The sequence below is a fragment of the Cytobacillus sp. C11.1 genome (assembly GCF_058145115.1).
The window spans coordinates 1075657-1099146 of sequence record NZ_CM176935.1 but is presented as its reverse complement, the minus strand read 5'-3'; the positions used below and the strand labels follow the sequence as shown (position 1 = coordinate 1099146).

The 23490-nt window shown below is 43.4% G+C and carries 25 protein-coding genes; 2 read left to right on the top strand and 23 right to left on the bottom strand.

The features are described from left to right. Positions 1–31: 31 nt before the first annotated feature. The 14 genes from AC3ZVC_RS05585 to AC3ZVC_RS05520 all read right to left on the bottom strand — a co-directional run bounded on the left by AC3ZVC_RS05585 (position 32) and on the right by AC3ZVC_RS05520 (position 13589). Positions 32–775, bottom strand: coding sequence for a YwmB family TATA-box binding protein (locus tag AC3ZVC_RS05585; protein WP_490066895.1), 744 nt, complete (start codon positions 773–775; stop codon positions 32–34). A gap of 292 nt (positions 776–1067) precedes the next feature. Continuing rightward, positions 1068–1325, bottom strand: a complete 258-nt coding sequence (locus tag AC3ZVC_RS05580) for a DUF1146 family protein (protein WP_490066893.1) — start codon at positions 1323–1325, stop codon at positions 1068–1070. A 328-nt stretch (positions 1326–1653) separates the two neighbouring features. Beyond that, on the bottom strand, positions 1654–3168 hold the full coding sequence (gene nuoN, locus AC3ZVC_RS05575; RefSeq protein ID WP_490066891.1) for an NADH-quinone oxidoreductase subunit NuoN: 1515 nt from the start codon (positions 3166–3168) through the stop codon (positions 1654–1656). Between the two features lie 6 nt (positions 3169–3174). Further along, positions 3175–4692: an NADH-quinone oxidoreductase subunit M gene (locus tag AC3ZVC_RS05570; protein ID WP_490066889.1), complete on the bottom strand. Its 1518-nt coding sequence runs from the start codon at positions 4690–4692 to the stop codon at positions 3175–3177. Continuing rightward, the gene (nuoL, locus tag AC3ZVC_RS05565; RefSeq protein ID WP_490066887.1) at positions 4689–6557 is read right to left on the bottom strand and encodes an NADH-quinone oxidoreductase subunit L; all 1869 of its coding nucleotides are present in this window, start codon (positions 6555–6557) and stop codon (positions 4689–4691) included. The genes AC3ZVC_RS05570 and nuoL overlap by 4 nt, the downstream gene beginning before the upstream one ends. Positions 6558–6732: 175 nt before the next feature. Then, positions 6733–7047 (bottom strand): NADH-quinone oxidoreductase subunit NuoK, encoded by a 315-nt coding sequence (gene nuoK / locus AC3ZVC_RS05560; RefSeq protein WP_490066885.1) that lies wholly within the window; start codon positions 7045–7047, stop codon positions 6733–6735. Continuing rightward, on the bottom strand, positions 7044–7565 hold the full coding sequence (locus tag AC3ZVC_RS05555) for an NADH-quinone oxidoreductase subunit J (RefSeq protein ID WP_490066883.1): 522 nt from the start codon (positions 7563–7565) through the stop codon (positions 7044–7046). Before AC3ZVC_RS05555 ends, nuoK begins: the two co-directional genes overlap by 4 nt. Then, positions 7562–7981, bottom strand: coding sequence for an NADH-quinone oxidoreductase subunit NuoI (gene nuoI / locus AC3ZVC_RS05550; protein WP_110063747.1), 420 nt, complete (start codon positions 7979–7981; stop codon positions 7562–7564). Before nuoI ends, AC3ZVC_RS05555 begins: the two co-directional genes overlap by 4 nt. 80 nt (positions 7982–8061) lie before the next feature. Next, positions 8062–9072 carry an NADH-quinone oxidoreductase subunit NuoH gene (gene nuoH, locus AC3ZVC_RS05545; RefSeq protein WP_490066880.1) on the bottom strand — a complete coding sequence of 337 codons (1011 nt, stop codon included), beginning with the start codon at positions 9070–9072 and terminating at the stop codon, positions 8062–8064. Then, a complete protein-coding gene (locus AC3ZVC_RS05540) occupies positions 9072–10172 on the bottom strand; it encodes an NADH-quinone oxidoreductase subunit D (RefSeq protein ID WP_490066878.1) in 1101 nt (366 codons plus the stop codon). The genes nuoH and AC3ZVC_RS05540 overlap by 1 nt, the downstream gene beginning before the upstream one ends. A gap of 3 nt (positions 10173–10175) precedes the next feature. Next, positions 10176–11408: an NADH-quinone oxidoreductase subunit C gene (locus AC3ZVC_RS05535; RefSeq protein WP_490066876.1), complete on the bottom strand. Its 1233-nt coding sequence runs from the start codon at positions 11406–11408 to the stop codon at positions 10176–10178. A 3-nt stretch (positions 11409–11411) separates the two neighbouring features. Next, positions 11412–11924 (bottom strand): NuoB/complex I 20 kDa subunit family protein, encoded by a 513-nt coding sequence (locus AC3ZVC_RS05530; protein WP_110063743.1) that lies wholly within the window; start codon positions 11922–11924, stop codon positions 11412–11414. Beyond that, positions 11915–12289, bottom strand: a complete 375-nt coding sequence (locus AC3ZVC_RS05525; protein ID WP_214728015.1) for an NADH-quinone oxidoreductase subunit A — start codon at positions 12287–12289, stop codon at positions 11915–11917. The genes AC3ZVC_RS05530 and AC3ZVC_RS05525 overlap by 10 nt, the downstream gene beginning before the upstream one ends. 1078 nt (positions 12290–13367) lie before the next feature. Then, positions 13368–13589, bottom strand: coding sequence for a hypothetical protein (locus tag AC3ZVC_RS05520; RefSeq protein ID WP_490066873.1), 222 nt, complete (start codon positions 13587–13589; stop codon positions 13368–13370). Positions 13590–14217: 628 nt separating this feature from the next. On the opposite strand from AC3ZVC_RS05520, the gene AC3ZVC_RS05515 reads away from it, so the two are divergent. Continuing rightward, a complete protein-coding gene (locus AC3ZVC_RS05515; protein ID WP_490066871.1) occupies positions 14218–14943 on the top strand; it encodes a 3D domain-containing protein in 726 nt (241 codons plus the stop codon). An 84-nt stretch (positions 14944–15027) separates the two neighbouring features. On the opposite strand, the gene AC3ZVC_RS05510 is transcribed toward AC3ZVC_RS05515, so the two are convergent. Beyond that, complete coding sequence (locus AC3ZVC_RS05510; RefSeq protein ID WP_490066868.1) at positions 15028–15264, bottom strand: hypothetical protein; 237 nt, start codon at positions 15262–15264, stop codon at positions 15028–15030. A 222-nt stretch (positions 15265–15486) separates the two neighbouring features. On the opposite strand from AC3ZVC_RS05510, the gene AC3ZVC_RS05505 reads away from it, so the two are divergent. After that, on the top strand, positions 15487–15672 hold the full coding sequence (locus AC3ZVC_RS05505) for a hypothetical protein (RefSeq protein ID WP_214725822.1): 186 nt from the start codon (positions 15487–15489) through the stop codon (positions 15670–15672). Between the two features lie 200 nt (positions 15673–15872). Here AC3ZVC_RS05505 and ftsZ read toward each other — a convergent pair whose 3' ends face one another. From ftsZ to atpE, 8 genes are all read right to left on the bottom strand, one after another. Next, the gene (gene ftsZ / locus AC3ZVC_RS05500) at positions 15873–17030 is read right to left on the bottom strand and encodes a cell division protein FtsZ (RefSeq protein WP_490066866.1); all 1158 of its coding nucleotides are present in this window, start codon (positions 17028–17030) and stop codon (positions 15873–15875) included. Positions 17031–17472: 442 nt separating this feature from the next. Next, on the bottom strand, positions 17473–17880 hold the full coding sequence (locus AC3ZVC_RS05495) for a F0F1 ATP synthase subunit epsilon (RefSeq protein WP_110063735.1): 408 nt from the start codon (positions 17878–17880) through the stop codon (positions 17473–17475). A gap of 22 nt (positions 17881–17902) precedes the next feature. Further along, positions 17903–19324 carry a F0F1 ATP synthase subunit beta gene (gene atpD, locus AC3ZVC_RS05490; protein ID WP_490066864.1) on the bottom strand — a complete coding sequence of 474 codons (1422 nt, stop codon included), beginning with the start codon at positions 19322–19324 and terminating at the stop codon, positions 17903–17905. 252 nt (positions 19325–19576) lie between these two features. Next, positions 19577–20434 carry a F0F1 ATP synthase subunit gamma gene (locus AC3ZVC_RS05485; protein ID WP_490066862.1) on the bottom strand — a complete coding sequence of 286 codons (858 nt, stop codon included), beginning with the start codon at positions 20432–20434 and terminating at the stop codon, positions 19577–19579. 83 nt (positions 20435–20517) lie between these two features. Next, the gene (gene atpA, locus AC3ZVC_RS05480; protein WP_144544402.1) at positions 20518–22026 is read right to left on the bottom strand and encodes a F0F1 ATP synthase subunit alpha; all 1509 of its coding nucleotides are present in this window, start codon (positions 22024–22026) and stop codon (positions 20518–20520) included. A gap of 24 nt (positions 22027–22050) precedes the next feature. Then, entirely contained in the window at positions 22051–22587 is a 537-nt protein-coding gene (locus AC3ZVC_RS05475; RefSeq protein ID WP_394138557.1) for a F0F1 ATP synthase subunit delta, read from the bottom strand. Next, positions 22584–23105, bottom strand: coding sequence for a F0F1 ATP synthase subunit B (locus AC3ZVC_RS05470; RefSeq protein WP_490066860.1), 522 nt, complete (start codon positions 23103–23105; stop codon positions 22584–22586). Before AC3ZVC_RS05470 ends, AC3ZVC_RS05475 begins: the two co-directional genes overlap by 4 nt. 149 nt (positions 23106–23254) lie before the next feature. Beyond that, complete coding sequence (atpE, locus tag AC3ZVC_RS05465) at positions 23255–23467, bottom strand: F0F1 ATP synthase subunit C (RefSeq protein ID WP_009332220.1); 213 nt, start codon at positions 23465–23467, stop codon at positions 23255–23257. Positions 23468–23490: the final 23 nt, after the last annotated feature.

The following is a 23490-nucleotide window of genomic DNA, read 5'->3' as shown; positions in this document are numbered from 1 at the left end:
TGTATTCCCCTCCGCGTCCAATTTCTCTATATTAATATTCAATCGTTATGATGGGTGTGCCAATAACTATGGTTGTCTTGGCGCCCATTCCTTTTGTCCGTAATCCAAGCTGCATGTTCATTTCCTTGCCATTCGTCTCAATCGATTCACCAAGCAGTGGCGAATATGCTGATGTTGAAATGAATTGGTCTTCTTTTAGCGCTTCTATTTCTTTCGCATTAAAAGCGGCCAATAATTGATTTACAGTATCAGGCAAAGACTTATTAATCTTACCATTGAATTCGCCTTGGATACAAGAGAAAATTGTGGCATTTCCTCGAAATATGTCAGAAATTTTGCTGTTGAGAGCTGTAGCCAGATCCTGCTGATCGTTCTCCCACCCTTGACCTTTGGCCTCATAAATCACATACGTTTGAACTTGACCTTTTGTGGGGGTCGATAGAATTTTGACAGCCTCTGACTGTGTTACATTATCCTCTATAACAGCTGTTGCTTCCCAGGATTTTTCCGTTGTTTGGAATTTCCATTCCCAATCAGGATATTTCTGCTGCAATTCATCTGTGAATGCTTCTACTTCCTGCAGGCTTTGAAAATTTCCCATTTTTTCTCTTGCATGTAAAGACCATTCTTTGATTAAAATATTCTCGCCCTGCATTAACGAGGCCATCGTTAACAGGTCAAGCTCCCCTTTGGCTACAGTCGTCTTATTCCCAATGTTTATCACCATGAAACCAATTATCCCAATAATTGATAAAAAAATTGCTGCATTTTTCATCTATAAACTCCTCCCCTTAGTACCATTGTTACCAAGGTTATGAGGAGCATACTTGGGAATTGTCGTCACTTTTTGACAAGCCTTAAAAGCAGCTGAATCACCTGTTATGCAGGAATTTCTTGCCTCTTTGTGCATACTTTGAAAAAAACTTCACAAGATTGTATGTATGCATGAAAACAAGCAACAAAACGATTTTACTTAAAAACTCTCAAAATGAAAACATGTATGAAGACCTATATTTATAAAAATTTTGCTTGATTACCATGCCCGTTAATTTTTCAGTTTTTGAGCATTAACCCGGCCAAATATTTATGCTTTGCAGAATAAGCGGCAGCTGCTGGGACCATAGAAGATAATCGAGAAAGAAATTACTGACTGCCGATCCGATGACAATGGATAACAACACGTATAAAACACGGGCCTGAAAAACATGATTCGGCCGCAAAAGCGTTTCAAACCGCAATGCCTGAAGAGCCCACCAGGCCAATGCAATAAATACTAAATGAGACATAATGCTGATCAAAGCCTGTTGCCCGAAACCAGAAACCATCTTCTTCCCTCCCTTTAAAGTTTTTCCACCTTGCTTACCTGATCAGCAGGCTATATTACCATTTGACGTTTATACTAGCAGGTAAGTTTCATGGTTGGGTATTTTTTGAAAATTAAGTTTTCGCTATTTTTTGCAGCATATATGTCCATTATATCGAATCTTTTCTTTTTGTCGAAAAAACACGAAGAATGGAATGCGCATAAAGTTGGGGATGCTATCACAGTTAAAAACCAAAAAAAGAAGGGGGACACCCCCTTCCCCAAGTATATATACCCCTTAAACCCCATTGTTCAATTAGCCTTTTAAAATCCCCACTTTAAAAAGCTAATTACTGAAAGAAATCAGTGAACTGGTTGAAATTCCCCTGCAGAAAGTCAAATGCAATGTTTGGTGCAACTCCAAACAGGATGGTAGCCACAATGCTAATGCTGATCACAGCAGTTAAAGCGGCAGGAAGCTTAACTTTCCCGGTATCAGCTGCAGGCCTGAAGAACATTTGCACCATCACCCCGAAGTAGTAGAAGTACGAAACGACTGTAGTGGCAATCATAATGGAAACCAGCACATAATGGCCCTCTTGCGGAACCAATGCACCCATAAAAATGTTCAGCTTGCCAATAAATCCTGCCGTTCCCGGAATTCCCGCCAGCGAAAGCAGGAAGATGGCCATTGCAATGGCGAGGAACGGAGCGCGGCGATATAAGCCGGCAAACTGGCTGATATCTTCAGAGCCGGATTTGTGTGTTACATACTGGATAACCGCAAAAGCACCCAGATTCATAAATAAGTACGCTCCCAGGTAGAACCACAGTGTGTCAAACATAAACAGTGACATAGTGGCAATAACGACTAGCAAGTAGCCGGCCTGTGCAATACTTGAATAAGCAAATAATCGCTTAATATTACGCTGCCTTAATGCAATCAGATTACCAATAATCATGGTCGCTCCTGCCAGGAACGCGATATAATCCTGCAGATTTAGGATCATGGGCATCCCTTGAGCATCACCTGATGGCGTATTGGCAAAGATTGAAAACAGAATCCGTACAATCAGGACAAAGCCTGCTGTTTTGGAAACAACACTTAAAAAGGCTGTTACAGGTGTTGGTGCACCCTGGTACACATCCGGAGCCCACATATGGAATGGGGCTGTTGCCAATTTAAATGAAAGTCCCACAACAATCATGAAGAACGCAAGGCCGAGAAGGTAAATATGCTGTTCATCATATACAGATGTCAAAAATCCAGCCATCGCCTTTAAGTTTGTTGTCCCAGTTAAACCATATACATAACTCATCCCAAACAGCGTGATCGCTGTTGCCATACTTCCGTTAATAACATATTTCATAGCAGATTCGTTTGATTGGATATTTCTTTTTCTCATGCCTGCAAGAATGTAGGAAGAGATTGAAAGAAGCTCGAGACCGACGAAGAGCGTGATCAAGTCGCCGCTTGATGACATGATCATGGCGCCAAGCAAACCTGCCATGAACAGGTAGAAAAATTCTCCCCTGAATTCTTCGAGCCCATCGTTTGGCTCATAGCTGATCGCAATCAGCATCACCAATGCCGCTCCTATTAATAAAAGCAGCTTAAACGCTTTTGCAAAGGAATCAAGCCTGAAAGTATCAAACAAAATCGATTCCGGACCATGCCCTAAAAGGCCAAGCAAGGAAACAAGCGCTGCCAGGATTCCGGCGAAGCCAAGCCAGCCGAGAATTTTACGGCTTTGCGATTTTGGCATAAACAAGTCTAAAAGTGACAGAGCGGTTGCAACACCAAGGATGATGAACTCCGGCGCCATGATGCTCCATTCAAATGATAACAATGTTTCGAGATCCATCCTTCATCACCCTCCTATCCCAAGCATTATCGTTTCAAGTGTGGATGTCAGCGGTTCGCTCAGTACACTAGGATATACACCAATTAGTACAATCAAGCCCACTAAAACCAGGACAGGCACAAACTCAAATTTTCTCATATCGGTAATACCGGCAAAATCTCTATGTGCTTTGCCATACGTAATTCCGAGTACTGCACGAAGCAGGTAGACAGCTGTCATGATAATGCCGATTGTACCGACTGCAGCCAGTACAGGCATTTCTTTAAACAGGCCAAGGAAAGCCATAAATTCACTTACAAATCCGGACATGCCAGGCAAGCCAAGCGAAGCCATAGCTCCTGCAAGCAGGAAACCTGCCGTAATCGGCATCCCTTTTGCCAGGCCTCCAAGATTCTGGATATTGGAGGTTTGCACGCGCTCATAAAACACGCCAACAAGGAAGAATAAGAGCGCTGCAATTAAGCCGTGTGAGACTACCTGGAAGATAGCACCTTGAATTCCTGCCTCATTTAATGCGCCTAATCCGATTAAAACGATTCCCATATGGGAAATAGAAGAGTAAGCAAGCACCATTTTGAAATCAGTCTGAACAAACGCCAGGAACGCACCATACAGTAAATTCACTACTCCAAGCACGGCCAGCAATACTGCCAGGCTTTGGAATTGCTCGGGAAATATCCCCATACCAAAGCGGATTAAACCGAATGCACCGATTTTAAGAAGTACACCGGCATGCAGCATCACAATGGAAGGCGGAGCTTGTACGTGAACCCGTACCATCCAGCTGTGCAGCGGGAAAATTGGAAGCTTAACGCCAAATGCAATTAAAAGAGCAATCAGCATGCCCATTTTCATATTTTCAGTGATTGGGGCTACCAGCTGCGGATTATCTGCATTCATTGCAGCCGTCAAAGCATCAATATTGGCTGTACCTGTACGGGCAAACAGCACCATAATGACAATCAGTAGTACAGCAGATCCAAGTCCGTTATAGATTAAAAAGCTGTACGCCGCATTTTCTTTTTCAAAGTAACCCCATTTTCCGATCAGGAAGAAGGTCGGAATAAGTGTAATTTCAAAGAAAATAAAGAATAGAATCAGGTTTTCAGCTGCAAACACACCCAGCATACCGACTTCAAGCAGCAGGAATAGCATGAAGTAGCCCTTCCACTCTTTTTTAATATGAATGGAGGCAATTGCTGCCAGGGTTGATAAAACAGCTGTAAGTACGATCATGATCAGCGAGAAACCGTCGAGTCCCAGCTCATAATCGATAGAGAACAAGTTTCCCAGCTGATCTGAATTGCCGAATTGAATCCAGCTTGCTTTTTCATTCAGGCTTTCAAGATTTGCACCTGCCCGGTACTGAAAGTAAGCGATCAGCGACAAAAGCAAAGCTGGCAGGGTTGCTAAAAACCCGACCATTTTAATTAAAGATTCCTGTGTCTTTGGCAGGAACGATAATACTAAAATACCAAGCAAAGGGGAGAAAACTAAAACTGATAGGAAATAGGCAAAATTCATTTTAAGTACCCCCCTGTTACCGCATAGATGACAACTAAAATTGCAAGGCCGACAAAGACAACCGTTCCATATGTCTGAATCTGGCCGTTCTGGAATTTGGAGCCCAGTTTGCCAAGCGCAGATATGATGCCCGCAACACCCTTCACAATTCCCTCAACAAAGAATACTTCCAGGAAGCGAAGGAATGAGCTAAAGAACTTCACGCCATTCACTGCTGTCATCTGATAAAATTCATCGATATAGTATTTGTTATACAATGTCTTGTACGTAAGCGGTGCTCTGCTTGTGAGCCAGTCACGGGACACGGAGCGCTTTCCGTACATAAGCCAAGCAAGTAAAATACCGAGCAGAGACACAACTGTCGCAACAATCATGATCCACGCCGGGCCTTCAATATGGCCATGGCCCAAAGAATGGTTTCCTTCTACAAGCCAATCGCCAAGGAACGTCCCAAACCATGGAGTATTAACATAGCCTGCCACTACCGCCAATACGCCGAGGACAACCATCGGCATGGTCATCACACTTGGAGACTCGTGGACATTTTTCATTTCGCTTCTCGCTTCGCCTGCGAAAACCATGAAGAACAGGCGGAACATATAAAATGCTGTGAAGAAAGCCGCAATCACTGCCATCCAGAACAATACGGTGTTTCCGTGCTCCCAGGCAGCAATTAAGATTTCATCTTTACTGAAGAACCCTGAAAAAAATGGTACACCGCTGATTGCCAGTGTTCCGATCAGGAAAAGAGGCCCGGTGATGCGGAGCCTTTTCCATAAGCCGCCCATATTTTCAATGTTTTGCGTATGAACTGCGTGAATGACACTGCCGGCTGCAAGGAATAGCAAGGCCTTGAAGAAAGCGTGTGTCATTAAGTGGAATACACCAGCTACATATCCGGCAGATCCAAGTGCCAGCATCATATAACCAAGCTGGCTGACGGTTGAATAAGCGAGTACCCGCTTAATATCTTTCTGAACCAATCCGATGCTTGCCGCAAAAATGGCTGTAAAAGCACCAATGACAGCAACAGTCATCAACGCTGTTTCACTTGCAGCGAAAAGCGGGAATAAAGCTGCAACCAAGTAAACACCTGCCGCTACCATTGTCGCAGCATGGATTAAAGCTGAAACTGGCGTAGGACCTTCCATCGCGTCCGGAAGCCAGGTGTGAAGCGGGAACTGGCCGGATTTTCCGACAGCTCCTATAAAAATTAGAATGGCTGTTAACGTAATCATTGTGGCTGAAATGGAACCAGCTTCAACAGCCGCAAAAATTTCATCATATTCGAAGCTGCCTACCTGCCAGAATAATAGAATCATTCCAATCAGAAGGCCGACATCGCCAATACGTGTCATAATAAAGGCCTTTTTGGCGGCTGCCTTTGCTTCTTCTTTGTAAAAATAGAAACCGATCAGCAAGAATGAACCAAGCCCGACAAGCTCCCAGAAGAAATACGTTTGCAGAAGGTTAGGCGAGATGACCAAGCCTAGCATCGCAAATGTAAATAAGCCTAAATAAGCATAGAAAACAGGGAAACGGTCATCGCCGTTCATATAGCCCTTCGAATACGTATGTACCAAGAAACTGACGAGTGACACGATCACAAGCATCAGTGCATTCAACTGATTAACTTCAAAACCCGCTGTTAACTGAACATCCCCTATGGTCAGCCAAACGCCCTCCGCCTTGTAAGTAGGTGCTGTAAATCGTTCAAAAAGCACCAATAACGAGTATACAAGCGACGCCAAGGTTGACAAAATTCCAATATAAGCGCTCGCTTCCTTAAGCCGTTTGCCGAATAGAATAAGGAACAAAAACGATAAAAGCGGGAAAAGCGGTATGATCCATGCATTCTCCATCATTATCACAATCCCCTTTTTTGAACACGCTCTAAAGCTTGGCAGTCCGAGTTGCCGGCGTGTCAGATTGGGACCCGAAGTGAACAGGTCCTTTCAGGCTCAGCCTTTAAGAAGGCATCGAGCCGATTCTTCTATATTTTTAGCCGCTATAGACGACATTTCTCACAAAGTCCACTGATTAATGCTTCATCGTATCGATATCATCAATGTTGACGGTTTGCCTGTTGCGGTATAGCGAAATCAGAATCGCTAAACCAACTGCGACTTCTGCTGCCGCAACCGTTATGACAAACAGCGCGAAAATCTGCCCAGTAATAGAAGGCGCAATGCCATACTTGCTAAAAGCTACAAGATTAATATTTACCGCATTCAGCATTAATTCGATAGAAATCAGGACAATGACTGTATTGCGTTTTGTCAGCGCTCCATAAAGACCGATACAGAAAAGAATTAAAGCCAATGCCAGGTAGGCTTGAATGGGAACTGCACTCATTCCTCCTCCGCCTCCTTCTCATCATCTCTTTTTGCCAGAACAATCGATCCAATCAAAGCTACCAATAATAAAACAGATGTTACTTCAAAAGGAATGATGAATTTTGAGTAAAGCTCTATCCCAATTTGTTCTGTATTATTTACATGAAGGTCAGTTGGGGTTTGGGCAATATCAAGATTATAAATGCCGATGTAAACTGCAAAGGCAAAGCCCAGTACACCCAGAAACAATAATAATTTCCGCCAGCGGCCAGTTTGAGGCTCGCTAGTGTCATTATGGCGTGTCAGCATGATTCCAAATAGCATGATAATGGTAATCGCACCGGAATAAATCAGAATCTGGACTGCAGCAACGAATTCAGCAGACAGCAGCACATAAATTCCAGCAATACTCACGAAGGTAAAAACAAGCGCAATAACCATATGCACGACTTTGGTAAGGTTCAATAAAAGCACGCCGCCGATGACCGCTACTAGAGCAAGGGACATAAACGCTAAAAACTCACCTGAAAACGTCATGCTTTATTCACCTTCCGTATGTTCTCGTCATTTTCATCCAGCCATTCGAGGTTTTTAAACAGCTCATCGCGGCTATACTCCGATAATTCGAAGTTATTTGTCATAATAATCGCTTCTGTTGGACAAACCTCTGTGCACAAATCGCAAAGGATACAGATTTCAAAGTTGATATCATACGTATCAATAATTTTGCCTTTTTTGGCTGGATCCGGGTGTTTTTTTCCGGTTAATTGAATACAATCTGTCGGGCAAATGTTTGCACACTGATTACAAACGATGCATTTTTCCGGATAAAATTTTTGTATGCCCCGAAACCTGTCCGGCAGAGGAAGCGGTTCATGCGGATATTCATAAGTCGGCTTTTCTCTTGTTAAGTTTTTAAGGGTATACTTTAAACCTTTCGCTAATCCAAGCATGTTTTCACCCCTTACAATTAAAGTGAACTTCTTTCAGTGTGGATCTGAACTAAAATGTCTTCCTGCTAAAATTGTGTTTTTTAGAACAGATTAATAATCTCCTTGATAATAGCCGTTAAGAAAATATTGGCCAGCGCTACCGGCAGCAGCACTTTCCATCCAAACTCCATTAACTGGTCTGCGCGAATACGCGGGAACGTACTGCGGAACCAGATTAACAAAAAGATTACTGCAGTAAACTTTAGCGCAAACCATATTGCTCCTGGTATGAAGTCCAGGAATGAGAATAACGGAAGCCATCCGCCAAGGAATAGAACCGTTGTTAAAGATGCCATTGCAAACATATATACATATTCAGCAAGCATAAACATTGCCCAGCGAAACCCGGAATATTCTGTCGTGAAACCGGCTACCAGCTCATTTTCAGACTCGGGAAGATCAAATGGGATACGGTTTAGCTCAGCAACTGACGCAATTAGGAACACAATGAAGGCAACGGGCTGAAGCAGGATAAACCATATATTTTCCTGAGCTGCGACGATCTCATTCAGGTTTAAGCTTCCGGTTAAAAGAATGATTCCAAGCACGGACATGACTAGCGGGATTTCATAGGAAATCATTTGTGCTGCTGCACGCATTCCACCGAGAAGGGCGTATTTGTTATTGGATGCCCATCCGCCAGTCACCATTCCAATCGTAGTCAACCCTGAGATGGCAATGTAATAAAGCAGCCCAACACTAAGATCTGCAAATTGCAGCTTATCTGTAAACGGGATGGTTGCCATAACCATAAAGGCCGGAGCAAAGCCGATTACAGGTGCAATAATAAATAATGGCTTATCAGCAAGCTTTGGAATTGTATCCTCTTTTACTAAAAGCTTCAAAACGTCTGCGACAGTCTGCAATAGACCCCAGCGTCCGCCAACCTGGTTAGGACCCTGGCGAAGCTGCATAAAACCCATTACTTTACGTTCTGCCAATATGGCATACGTAACGAAACCTAAAACGACTAAAAGCAGAACAACCGCCAGTAAAAAGAAGACCCCAAAGTTAAATATTCCTGCCTGGGAATGCAATAATTCCTCTACCATTAGCCATCCACCTCCCCTAGGATAATATCAACCGCTCCTAGTATGGAAATTAAGTTTGCTATGCTTTCTCCCTCCAATAATTTTGGGAGAATTTGAAGATTATAAAATGATGGCCTTCTAAATTTCAGTCGATACGGCTCTTTCTTCCCATCACTTGCAATATAACAGCCTATTTCTCCCCGAGGAGACTCAATTCTTACAAAAGCTTCCCCTTTAGGCGCCTTAATGATTTTCGGCACTTTTGCAAGGATATCGCCTTCAGCCGGGAACTGTTCGCAAGCCTGCTCTAAAATTTTCAATGACTCCTCGATTTCAGCCAGGCGAACCTGGTAGCGCGCCCATGCGTCACCGCCATCCTGGACAGGAACATCAAAATCGAAGCGATCATAAATGGAGTAAGGCTCATTTTTGCGAAGATCCCACTTTACGCCGGTACAGCGCAGGTTTGCTCCGCTAAGAGAATAATTAATGGCATCTTCCTTCGTGTATTTCCCAATGCCTTTTACACGATTCAAGAAGATTTCATTTCCTGTAACAAGAGTATGGTAGCCTTTCAATTGCTCGCGCATATATGGAATAAACTCTGCTACCTTCTCAATCCATCCTTCCGGAGCATCCCATTTGACTCCACCAACACGCATATAGTTGAAGGTCAAACGTGCACCTGAAAGTTCATTAAGCATGTTAATAATCATTTCCCTTTCACGGAAAGCGTAAAGGAGCGGACTGGTTGCCCCAAGGTCAAGCAAGTATGTACCCCACCAAACCAGATGGCTCGCTACACGGCCGAGCTCCATGGCAATGACTCGTAAGTAATCCGCTCTTTCCGGAACTTTAATATCCATCATTGTTTCCACTGCGTGGCATAGCACATAGTTATTCGTCATGGCCGATACATAGTCCATGCGGTCTGTGTAAGGAATGATTTGAGTATATTGAAGGTCTTCTGCCAGCTTTTCTGTTCCGCGATGAAGGTAGCCAATGACCGGCTTTGCTTCTTTAATGATTTCCCCATCAATTTTTAAGACGAGACGAAAAACACCGTGCGTACTAGGATGCTGAGGCCCTACGTTCAAAAGCATTTCTTCTGTTCGCAACAATGGTTACACCTCCACATCATACGGTTCATAGTCTTTCCTTAGCGGATAACCAACCCATTCTTCGCCAAGCATGATGCGGTGCAGGTTAGGATGATTTTTAAATTTAATCCCTAACAAGTCATACGCTTCGCATTCAGGCCAATTTGCCCCTTCCCAAAGCGGCTGCAATGAATCGATTGTTGGTTCATCACGATCAATCTTTACTTTTAAAGCAACAGATTGGGTATTTTTGAATGAGAACAAGTGAACATATACTTCCATATATGTTTCATAGTCAGTGCCATGCAGCTCTGATAAGTAATCAAACCCAAGCTGTTCATTATATTTAAGGAATTCAGCCAATTTGTAATACGATTCTGCTTTGACAATTAATGTCGGGACGTCCTTGGAAAGATTGTTAATATAGTAATCTTCCAATACATCTGAACCGAGATTTTCATTAATTACTTTTACATACTTATCAAGATATGGCTGATTGATGGATGGCTTCTTCTCCTCGGCAGGCTCAGCAGGAGCTTTTCCTCCAGCAGCTTTTGCTTTCGCAGCAGCTGCTGCGGCAGCCTTTGCCTTTGCTGCTGCAATTGCCTTCGCCTTTTCATCATCACCGCCAGCTCCGCCTGCTGCTAATTTCGCCTTAGCTGCAGCGGCCGCTTTGGCTTTCGCGGCTGCGATCGCTTTCGCTTTTTCGTCATCTCCACCAGCTCCGCCTGCTTTCGCCTTCGCTGCGGCGGCCGCCTTGGCTTTTGCTGCTGCGATTGCTTTCGCCTTTTCATCATCACCATTACCGGCTTCGCCCGCTTGCTTCGCCTGCGCAGCGGCCTTGGCCTTCGCCGCGGCTTTCGCTTTTGCTGCAGCTGCTGCCTTTTGTTTTGCTAAATCCATATCCTCTGCAGGAGTCTCTTCTTTCGCCTCTCCCTGCTCCTTGGCTTTCTGCTTTGCCAGTGCGGCGGCCTTCGCTTTCGCTGCGGCTGCTGCTTTTTGCTTTGCCAGATCCATATCCTCCGCAGGAGACTCTTCTTTCGCCTCTTCCTGCTCCTTGGCTTTCTGCTTTGCCAGTGCGGCGGCCTTTGCTTTTGCTGCAGCTGCTGCCTTTTGCTTTGCCAGATCCATATCCTCTGCAGGAGTCTCTTCCTTCGCTTCTCCCTGCTGTTTTGCCTTCATTTTTGCCAGTGCGGCGGCCTTTGCTTTCGCGGCTGCCTCTTTTTTCTGCTGTTCAAGATCCTTCTCGCCGCTCATAGGTTAGATCACCTTCTTCCCAGTCTTAGCCTCGTAACGGATTTTCTCCCTCAATTTATTAATTCCATAGATCAAAGCTGCCGGATTCGGAGGGCAGCCTGGTATGTATACATCAACAGGAACAATCTGATCGACGCCCTTTACAACTGAATAGGACTTTACATATGGTCCGCCGGCTGTCGCACAGGAACCCATAGCGATAACCCATTTTGGCTCCGGCATTTGATCATAAAGACGGCGAAGAATCGGCGCCATCTTCTTCGTAACAGTTCCCGAAACAATCATGACATCTGATTGGCGGGGCGAGTTACGATAGAATGTACCGAAACGCTCCAAATCATAATGAGCATTACTCGCCTGCATCATTTCGATGGCACAACAAGCAAGCCCGAAGGTCATTGGCCATAATGAGTTACTCCGCGCCCAAGCCTTTATTTGTTCAAATGTAGAAAAAAACACTGTCCGTTTAATCTCTTCCATTTCCGCTTCTGGGATGTTTTCCATTTTTAAATCCATTTTAGCACCTTCTTCTTCCAAGCATATACAAGCCCAATTACAAGCATAAACACAAAAATCAACATCTCAATTAGTGCAAAAATACCAAGCTTCTCATACGCCACTGCCCATGGATATAAAAACACAGTTTCCACATCAAAAATAACAAACAAAAGGGCAAAAATATAATAGCGGACATTGAACCGCACCCTAGAATCATGAAATGGCTCATTTCCGCTCTCATAAATGGTGTACTTTGCATCATAAGGATTATAAGGCCGCAAAAGCTTCCCTATAAACAACGCCACAACAGGCAGCAAAACCCCAAGACACAGAAACACAAAAACTATCAAATAGTTATTTTGATATAAATTCCAAAGCTCCATGCCCATCCCCTCCAATGCCGAAAAATTTTCACAACATTTAAACATGTAACCGTAACCATTATAGCACCCTAAAACCCACGTGTCGACACAACCTCATACTATTATTGGAAATTCTCTCGGCCGCCGAACAAAGATTTTGCAGCGTTTGAGAGCTCGCTCTCAAAAAGCGGAAAAAGCTTTGTTCTGCGGGGATTCAGCCTGCTGAATCCAGAGACGCGCCAGCGGCTCGCAGAGAGAGAATTTCCAAAAGCAGAAACTCCGTTGTCGACACGTCCCCCCTCCCCTGAGCGATTGCGTGATCTCCCTGAAAAAACACCATCGAAACACATCAGGAGATGACGCAAAAGCGAACCCTCTCCAAACTGAGAAACAAAAACCAACTAAAGTGCACGTGATCTGGAGCGGAGCGGAAGATGACGTGCCTAACAAACATAGCTTGCCTGCATTCATCAATAAAATATATGAGTATGCACCACCACAATATCCATCAAATTCTATTTAACTTTCACAAAAGAGCCTTTCCACCTACCATTAAAAAACAAAAAACAACCTCTGTCAGTGAGAAATGTAACACCCGCCCCACTTTTTATAACCCATCCTAAATGATCAAATGTCTATCGGATAAAAGACCGAAGGTAAGAGACAATCGGCTTTGGCGCTGCTCACGCAGGCATAGCCTCACAAAGACGTAACAGTAGATAAAAGAACAGTCAGCCTTACCGTTCGAATTACCTGGGCATTTGCTGCAATGACTTTGATATGGAAGTAAGAGACTCTGCTGGTACGCTTGTCGGTTCATCAGGCAAAGCACTTTCCACAATTATCCGTTATACCGAGCCAAGGCACATATACAAGATGTAGTAATTTATCTAAAGCACTTGAAAACTATCAGGGATCTTATATAGTAGAAAAAAACCAAAGTAATTTGATGCAGCAATACAAAAAAGGAGAGTGATTTACTTAGCCACTCTCCTTTTTTGCATCTATCTAATAATAACGAAGTTATTCTTTTTAACTTAAAACCGAACTTATTGTCACTGTCCCTACACCCAACTATCGAAGGATCGCCCTTCCTCCTCTACTCCAAAACCTCCCCATCCTGATAATTCCTCATAAAACTCTCCACCGCTTCTTCCAGCGAACCATTCGCTTCAGGCACCTGAACAAGAACCTCATTTCTCTGCTCAACCGCTGTGACCTTCACATTATTAAAACGATTAATCTCCAGCTGAACCTGTAAATCCTCCGCTATCTCATTAGCCTGAAACTGATCACTTAGTAAAAAACGAAAATTCTTCACAAAACTTCATCCCTTCATAACCATTGATATCACTGCCAACCTCTTTATACTTCCTCATTTCTCCCAAAAATATAAACCGCAAATCCCGAAGGGGTGAATATTTTTAAATATGTTATAAATGTTCTTAAAATCCCACCAAAAAACTACTAATTAAAGTAAATTCACGTAATCTAAGCTCCATTACCTCTTAAATCTCCTCCAATCGCACCTTTATGTGCAACTTTTGAAATTTATGAACCAATTTCATGATTTTCTGCATCACTTTTCATTTTTATGGATCAAGTTTCCAAATTTAGGCACCACTTTTAAAATTTATGAACAACCTCCCGTTCCAACAAGGTTCAAAGAACCAAGAAAGTCCGCTCAACCAAAACCTTCCAATTAATTCCTCAACATAACATGTAACTTTAAATTTTACCCAATTAACCCATTAAAAGGTAACGTTATGACTATTATTGTAAATAACCTAATCCATTGCGATTATTTATTCTGAATATTCATTTAATTAGACATTTTCTCGTTATCTTAATGAAATGTACGTAATTTATTTATAACTTCCCTGTTCTTTTTCTCAGAATCTTCTGTGTTAGCATAGAAACCGTAAAACAAGCTATTAGGAGGTTATTCGATGAAAAAGTATTTGTATTATATGCTAGCGGCAATAACCATCTGGAGTGCAACAGGTGCCAGTGCACATGCAGAAGAAGTAATTGTGAATAAGGGAGATACTCTTTGGTCTATAGCGCAAAAACATGAAGTTTCAGTTCAAGATATTAAAAGTTGGAATGGCTTATCAACAGATTTGATACACCCAAATGATAAACTTGAAGTTTCGCCTGAAGAATTTTACATAGTGAAATCTGGTGATACTCTTTGGAATATCGCCCACACATACGGTGTTAATGTTAATAGCCTTAAAGCATGGAATCAATTAAAATCAGATCTTATTAAACCAGGCTTGGAGCTTATTATATATCGAAATGGAACAAAGCAGGCTAAGCCTGCAGCACCTTCAAAAACAGTCGTAAAAGCAGCTGCTACTACTAAGCCTGCCGCTGAAAAATCAAAAACACTTACTGTTACAGCAACAGCCTATACGGCAAGCTGTGAAGGATGTATCGGCATAACGAAGACAGGTGTAAATTTACTAGAGAACCCGGATGCAAAAGTCATTGCAGTTGATCCAAAGGTTATTCCACTAGGATCAAAAGTGTATGTAGAAGGCTACGGATATGCGACTGCCGAAGATATTGGCGGAGGAATTAAAGGAAATGAAATTGACGTGTTCATCCCAACGACAGAAGCAGCTATGCAGTGGGGAAGAAAAGATGTTAAGATCACGATCCTAAACTAAATAGCAGTAAAACAAAGAGGCCTCTCTCAAGCGAGGGCCTCTTCGTTAAGTTCATACCAGATCTATTTCCTGTTAAAATTTCCACTAAGACGTTACAAAACTCTTTTCTGACACCTTGCTAAATGCTTTTAAAAGGTTATGAATACATTTAATCCGAATTGTTTCGTCGAACATAAAAACATTCAGGATTTCTTTTTCCAGCATGATAAATATCTTCTTTGTTGCATCTTCCTTCATTGAATTGCTCATATCCATATTAGAAAAATAGTAAGTTAATTCTCTTTCATAGTATTCCACAGTTCCAAACAAAACAGTCGACAAGGATTTCACCCCCTGGTTTCTTATCACCTTGTCTTTGCAAACCACATGTTGATAATATATGACGCAATTTAAGGAGTTTCAACAAAATCTGACATTTTTAATAGAATAGTTAAATTAGTTAAAAAGCCAGTTCGTTTTTAATATAAATGAAACATGCCTGTTTCCTTTGAAATTGTTTTTCGTGATACAGTTAAATCAAGAGCTTATATTAGGAGAATACATATGACTAAAAACAACTGCCCAGTTATTCAAAAAATTGAAGATCTTGTTAAGAAAAGTAATGAGTTAAAGAGGGAGCTCGACCTGACTCCATTTGAAGATAAAAAGAAATTTATGAGCCTGCTTAAAAAACTAATGAGCGTTCATAAAAACCTCGATCAGTTAACTTTATATGATCAAACGAAGTAAATGACCATCTTCATAAACAAAAGGACAGGCGGGAGCCTGTCCTTTCTTAATGAACCTTGATATATTCATGGTTTCACCCCTATCTGGTTATCAACCACCCAACCACCAACATATCAACCAGCACTTTTCACTCACCCATATATGCGTCAGAACCTAAAGAAAGGCCGCCCTGCTCTGCCGGGCGGCTTCTTCAAATATGATTAAAACCGTTTTCTGCGATTTCGTAAAAATGCAGGAGTATCAAGTGACTCTTCAGAACGATTTGGCTGCTGTTCATAATCCCGAACGGGCTCTTGGCGTTCTCTCACTGGACGGTGGTTGGTTTGTTCCTCTGAATATTGATATGTATGCACCAATTCTTTCTCCGCTGATGGTTTTGAGATTGGCTTCGCTGGTGTATCATCTTGATTATTAAAACCGGTCGCTATTACTGTTACAATGATTTCTTCTTTTAAGTAATCGTTAATGACCGAACCAAAGATCATGTTTACTTCCTCATCTGAAGCAGAAGCAACAATATCAGCAGCCTCTTGTACTTCATATAGGCTTATATTGGCTCCTCCCGTAATGTTCATAATTACACCCCGGGCGCCATTAATGGACGTCTCAAGCAGCGGGCTGGAGATTGCCTTCCTGGCCGCTTCAGCTGCACGGTCTTCACCAGTGGCGATTCCAATTCCCATTAAAGCAGTTCCTTTATGGGACATAACCGTTTTAACATCAGCAAAATCAAGATTAATCAAACCAGGGACTGCAATTAAATCGGATATCCCTTGAACACCCTGACGCAGGACATTATCAGCTTCCATGAACGCTTCAAGCATAGGTGTTTTCTTATCGATAATTTCTAATAAACGGTCATTCGGAATAATAATTAAGGTGTCCACCGCTTTTTTCATGGCTTCGATCCCAGCATCTGCATTTTGAGCACGCTTGCGTCCTTCAAACTTGAACGGACGGGTGACAACGCCAATCGTTAACGCACCAACTTCGCGTGCGATCCGCGCGATTGCCGGGGCTGCCCCGGTACCCGTACCGCCGCCCATTCCAGCTGTCACGAATACCATATCAGCACCTTTTAAAACTTCACGAAGCTGGCTTTCGCTTTCCTCAGCCGCTTTTCTTCCTACTTCTGGATTTGCCCCTGCTCCAAGGCCCCTAGTTAAGGATGCCCCGATTTGCATGGTCACTTCTGCCTTTGATTGATTAAGAGCTTGTCCGTCTGTATTTACAGCGATAAACTCTACTCCCTCAACCCCATGTTCAATCATCCGGTTAACTGCGTTATTTCCCCCGCCGCCGACTCCGATGACTTTTATCGTAGCGTATTGGTCTATATTTGTATCAAACTCTAGCATTGCGGCTCCTCCTTTTCATATAATGGGGCTCTTTTCGCATAAATTGTTGTTTTCAACTAGTCGTGCTGCCTGTTGATTTCCGCTCCGGGCACTTGCTTTCCACGGGGAGGAATTAGAGCTCCTCGGCTTTCCGCCTGTGGGGTCCCCCACTCACTCTCTTCCCGAAGGAGTCAAGTTCCCTCCGCTACAATCAACTTAGTAAATTATTATTACTATGAAAGCAACAAGTCTTACGAAAAAAGCCTAAAATAAAAATACATCGATCTGTTAAAAAGAAAGAAATCTTAATAGGATTCCTCTCTTCTATTGTAAAGGCGTATATAAAAGAATTCGAATGTTTTGTGTACTTTTTGGGCAGTTTTTTACAGAAATACCCCTGGTAATTATTGCTAAAAATAAAAAACACCCCCCAGCCATAGCCAGGAGGTGCTGTTTATGTTTATTAGAACTTTCTTTCCGAAACTTCGATACGATTGATCGCACGGCGAAGAGCTAGCTCTGCACGACGGAAGTCGATGTTTTCACGCTTTTGCTCGTTCAAGCGCTCTTCTGCACGCTGTTTAGCACGTACAGCACGTTCTACATCAATTTCATCTGCTTGTTCAGCAGATTGCGCCAAGATCGTTACTTGCTCCGGACGAACTTCTAAAAATCCGCCGCTTACTGCAACGAAATCTGTTTTTCCGCCGTTTTTTAAACGAACGGCTCCAATTTGTAACGGTGCAACCATTGGAATGTGGCCAGGTAGAATTCCTAGCTCACCGCTTTGAGCTTTCGTACTTACCATTTCCACATCTGATTCATACACCGGGCCATCGGGAGTAACAACACTGACTTTAATCGTCTTCATTTTTTACCCTCCTGGTCCAGAATTAGACCTCTACGCCCATTTTCTTTGCACTCTCGATAACTTCTTCGATACGGCCGACAAGTCGGAATGCATCTTCCGGAAGGTGATCATACTTACCTTCAAGAATTTCTTTAAAGCCTTTAACTGTTTCTTTAACCGGTACGTATGAACCTGGCTGGCCAGTAAACTGTTCAGCAACGTGGAAGTTTTGTGATAAGAAGAATTGGATACGGCGCGCACGTGATACAATTAGCTTATCTTCATCAGAAAGCTCGTCCATACCAAGGATCGCGATGATATCCTGTAATTCCCTGTAACGCTGTAATGTTTGCTGTACTTGACGCGCAACTCCGTAGTGCTCTTCTCCAACGATTTCCGGTGACAATGCACGGGAAGTAGAAGCAAGAGGATCCACCGCTGGGTAGATACCCATTTCAGAAAGCTTACGCTCAAGGTTAGTTGTTGCATCCAAGTGAGCGAAAGTTGTAGCCGGAGCCGGGTCAGTGTAGTCATCGGCTGGTACGTAAATCGCCTGGATGGAAGTAACAGAACCTACGTTAGTAGATGTGATACGTTCCTGTAATTTACCCATTTCAGTTGCAAGTGTCGGCTGGTAACCAACGGCAGATGGCATACGGCCTAATAGCGCGGAAACCTCGGAACCTGCCTGAGTGAAACGGAAGATGTTATCCATGAAGAAAAGAACGTCCTGTCCTTGGTCATCACGGAAGAATTCTGCCATTGTCAAACCAGTCAGGGCAACACGCATACGTGCTCCTGGCGGCTCGTTCATCTGGCCAAATACCATCGCTGTTTTCTTAATAACGCCTGAATCAGTCATTTCATGATAAAGGTCGTTTCCTTCACGAGTACGCTCACCAACACCGGCGAATACGGAAATACCGCCGTGCTCCTGGGCGATGTTATTGATCAATTCCTGGATTAGTACGGTTTTACCAACGCCGGCACCACCGAATAGACCGATTTTACCACCCTTAATATATGGTGCAAGAAGGTCTACTACCTTAATTCCAGTTTCAAGGATTTCTACTTCAGTTGAAAGCTGCTCAAACTTAGGAGCTTCTCTGTGGATGGAATCACGACGGGCATCTGCAGGAATTGCAGGATCCAAGTCGATTGATTCACCAAGCACGTTAAATACACGGCCAAGTGTTACATCACCTACTGGTACAGAAATAGGAGCACCAGTGTCAATAACTTCACTTCCGCGCATTAAGCCGTCAGTAGAAGACATTGCAATGGTACGAACTGTATCATCACCTAAATGAAGGGCAACTTCAAGGGTTAAGTTGATGTCAACATTAGATTCGTTACGCGCTGAATTTGTGATTGTCAATGCATTATAGATCTCAGGAAGCTGGCCGCTTTCGAACTTTACGTCAACAACCGGACCCATAACTTGAAGAACGCGTCCTTTGTTCATCTTTTTCCCTCCGTTCATTTCACATAATGGAGAGCAGGCAGAATTTCATCTGCCCTCCCCGCTTTTCTTTTGTCCAGCTCCAGCGCCTAGCCCCTCGAGGTCATAAGCCAATCCCTTCCGGAAGGAAAGAACACCTTCCTGCAGGGCTCGGCTTATGCATGAGGCCCGCACGATGCGGGTCATGCAGACGTTGCCACAGGACGTGGCGGTTTTAGTCTGCGTTCCTTAGGACCAAGGCGCTTCCGCTTTTCCTTATTCTAACGCGGCTGCTCCGCCGACGATTTCGGTAATTTCTTGCGTGATGGCTGCCTGACGTGCACGGTTGTAGCTCAAGCTTAATGAGTTGATAAGCTCTTTTGCATTATCCGTTGCGTTCTGCATAGCCGTCATCCTGGCAGCATGCTCACTTGCCTTACTGTCTAAAAGCGCTCCGTAGATTAAGCTTTCAGCGTATTGAGGCAGCAATACTTTCAGGATTTCTTCAGCAGATGGTTCAAACTCGTATGATGTAAGCTTATTAGAAGATGAGATATCCGTAAGCGGAAGAAGCTTCTTCTCTGTTACATCCTGTTGAATCGCGCTGACATAATGGCTGTAATACATGTATAATTCATCAAATGTTTCATCAGCGAACATGCCAACTGTTTTGCTGGTAATATCTTTGATTTCAGCGAATGCAGGCTGGTCGGCAACTGCAACGATATCCAGAATGACGTTCATGTTGCGCTTTCTGAAAAAGTCGCGGCCAACACGTCCAATTGCAATGATTCCGTACTCATCTGATGATTTATGGCGCTTTTGAATGGTCTGGTAAACGTTTCGCAAAACGTTACTGTTGTAAGCTCCGGCTAGTCCGCGGTCAGACGTGATCACAAGGTATCCAGTCTTTTTCACAGGACGGCTAGTCAGCATCGGATGGGATACATCCTTGCTTCCCAAAGCGATGGAGGCAGTAACTTCCTGGATTTTTTCCATATAAGGCACGAAAGATTTTGCATTCATTTCTGCCTTATTCATTTTCGCAGCCGATACCATTTGCATTGCTTTTGTTATTTGACTCGTTTTTTTCGTAGAAGTAATACGATTTTTTATATCGCGTAATGATGCCACAGGTTCTCACCACCCTTATACAAGTTTGTCAGAACCGAATGCGAGCTGCAGCGGGGATTCACTCCCCGCCCTTAACTGCTCTATTATTCGGATACTGCGAAAGTTTTCTTAAAGTCGTTAATCGCAGATGCCATATCGTCATCAGAAGGAAGTTCTTTTGTTTTCACGATATGGTCTAACAAATCTTTGCGGTTATGGTCTAACCATGAAAGGAATTCAGATTCGAAACGACGAATATCCTGTACAGGAATGTCATCTAAGAAGCCGCGGGTAAGAGCATAAAGAATTGCAACCTGCTTCTCAACTTTTAACGGCTTGTTAAGATCCTGCTTTAGAACCTCTACTGTACGGGCACCACGGTTAAGTTTTGCCTGTGTTGCTTTATCAAGGTCAGAACCGAACTGGGCAAATGATTCTAATTCACGGTAAGAAGCAAGGTCAAGACGCAAAGTACCTGCAACCTTTTTCATCGCTTTGATTTGTGCGGATCCACCTACACGTGATACAGAAAGACCTGCATTGATCGCCGGACGAACACCGGAGAAGAATAGATCTGACTGCAAGAAAATTTGTCCGTCAGTGATTGAGATAACGTTTGTTGGAATATAAGCAGAAACGTCGCCTGCTTGTGTTTCAATAAATGGAAGCGCAGTGATTGAACCTGCACCTTTCGCATCGCTTAACTTCGCAGCACGCTCAAGAAGACGGCTGTGCAAGTAGAATACGTCCCCTGGATATGCTTCACGGCCTGGAGGACGGCGCAATAGCAATGAAAGCTCACGGTAAGCAGAAGCTTGCTTTGTTAAGTCATCATACACAACAAGAACGTGCTTGCCGTTGTACATGAACTCTTCACCCATTGTTACACCCGCATATGGTGCAAGATATAATAATGGAGCAGGCTGTGATGCAGATGCAGTTACAACGATTGTGTAATCAAGCGCACCTTGCTTACGTAAAGTTTCTACTGCGTTACGAACTGTAGATTCTTTCTGTCCAATTGCCACATAGATACATACCATGTTCTGGTCTTTCTGGTTCAGGATTGTATCGATTGCTACAGATGTTTTACCTGTTTGACGGTCACCGATAATTAACTCACGCTGTCCGCGTCCGATTGGCACAAGAGCGTCGATCGCCTTGATACCTGTTTGAAGCGGCTCGTGTACGGATTTACGATCCATTACACCTGGTGCCGGGCTTTCAATTGGACGAGTTTTTGTTGTGTTAATTGGTCCCATGCCATCTACTGGCTGTCCAAGAGGGTTTACCACGCGGCCGATTAGTTCCTCACCAACCGGTACCTCCATGATGCGGCCCGTGCGGCGAACTTCATCGCCTTCGCGGATCTCTGTAAATGGTCCTAAAATGATAATACCGACGTTATTTTCTTCAAGGTTTTGTGCCATACCCATAACGCCGTTTGAAAATTCAACAAGTTCTCCAGCCATGACATTGTCGAGGCCATGAGCACGAGCGATACCGTCACCAACAGAGATAACCGTACCTACATCACTCACTTGAATTTCCGACTGATAGTTTTCGATTTGCTTTTTTATCAGCGCACTGATTTCTTCAGCATTGATGCTCATGAGTTTCACCCCTATCTACGAATCTTAGCCTAACAATTGACGTTCAAGACGCTCTAGCTTTCCTCGCAAGCTGCCGTCGAAAATCCGGTTTCCGATTCGAAGCTTGATGCCGCCGAGCAAGTTAGTATCAACTATATTGTCAATACGAAGTGATTTTTTCCCAACCTTAGCCGCAAATGAAACGGATAATGCTTCCTTTTCCGCTTCAGATAAAGGGCGAACCGAGTAGACTTTCGCATCGGCAATCCCTTTCTTGTCATTTGCAAGGCTTATAAAATGATCTGCCACATCAGAGATATGATCTTCACGGTGGCGTTCAATTAATATCATTAACGTATTTAGTACATAAGTGTTCACAGATGCAAATGCACCTTTTAAAATCTCTTTCTTCTTCTCAATAGGAAGCTTTGGAGACTTTAATACTGCTTTTAAATCTGAGTTATGGTTTACTACTTCTTTCACTGCACGAAGCTCTTCTTCCATTTGGTCAAGAAGCTGGTGTTCATTCGCAAGCTGGAAAAGAGCCAACGCGTAGCGCTTTGCTACCGTGGAGTTGCTCATCGCTTTTCTCCCGCCTCTTGAATGTATTCATTGATCAGCTTTTCTTGATCAGCTGCGCTTAATTCCTTCTCAATTACTTTAGAAGCAATTAGGACAGACAATGAAGCGACCTGCTCGCGAATAGCCGCAACCGCTTGTTCTTTCTGCTGCTCAATTTCAAGCTTAGCAGATTCCTTAATGCGATCAGATTCAGTGCGGGCAGCCGCAATGATCTCCTCACGCTGCACATCGCCTTGTTTCTTTGCATTTTCGATAAGGCCTTGTGCTTCTGTACGTGCTTCTTTTAATAGATTTCTTTGCTCTTCCAAAAGCTTTTTTGCTTCTGTACGGCTTTGTTCAGCCGCTTCAATTTCGCTTGCAATGTGCTCTTCACGCTGCTGCATAATGCCCATTAATGGACCCCACGCGAATTTTTTCAGCAATGCCAACAAAATGATGAACATAACCAGCTGGTACAAAATGTCCCCGCCGTTGAAACCGCCGCCTGCAGCACCTAATACTAGACTGTTTGTTAACACCCTCGATTCACTCCCTTCAAGAGTCGTTCACTTATGAAACGGAGTCATATGCATGAATCCGAATTATGATTCCAGGTAAAAAAACATAAAGGAATGGCGAAGGTTCACAGAATGATCTTCGCCATTTTGTACGATTTTTACAGTATTAATTAACCGCCGATAACCATGAACGCGATAACAACGCCGATGATCGGAACAGCCTCTACTAACGCAACCCCGATGAACATTGTTGTTTGAAGCATACCGCGAGCTTCTGGCTGGCGAGCCATACCTTCTACTGTTTTAGATACGATAAGACCGTTACCGATACCGGCACCTAGTGCTGCTAAACCGATTGCAATTGCTGCTGCTAAAAGACCCATTATTGAGTTCCTCCTTAAATTGT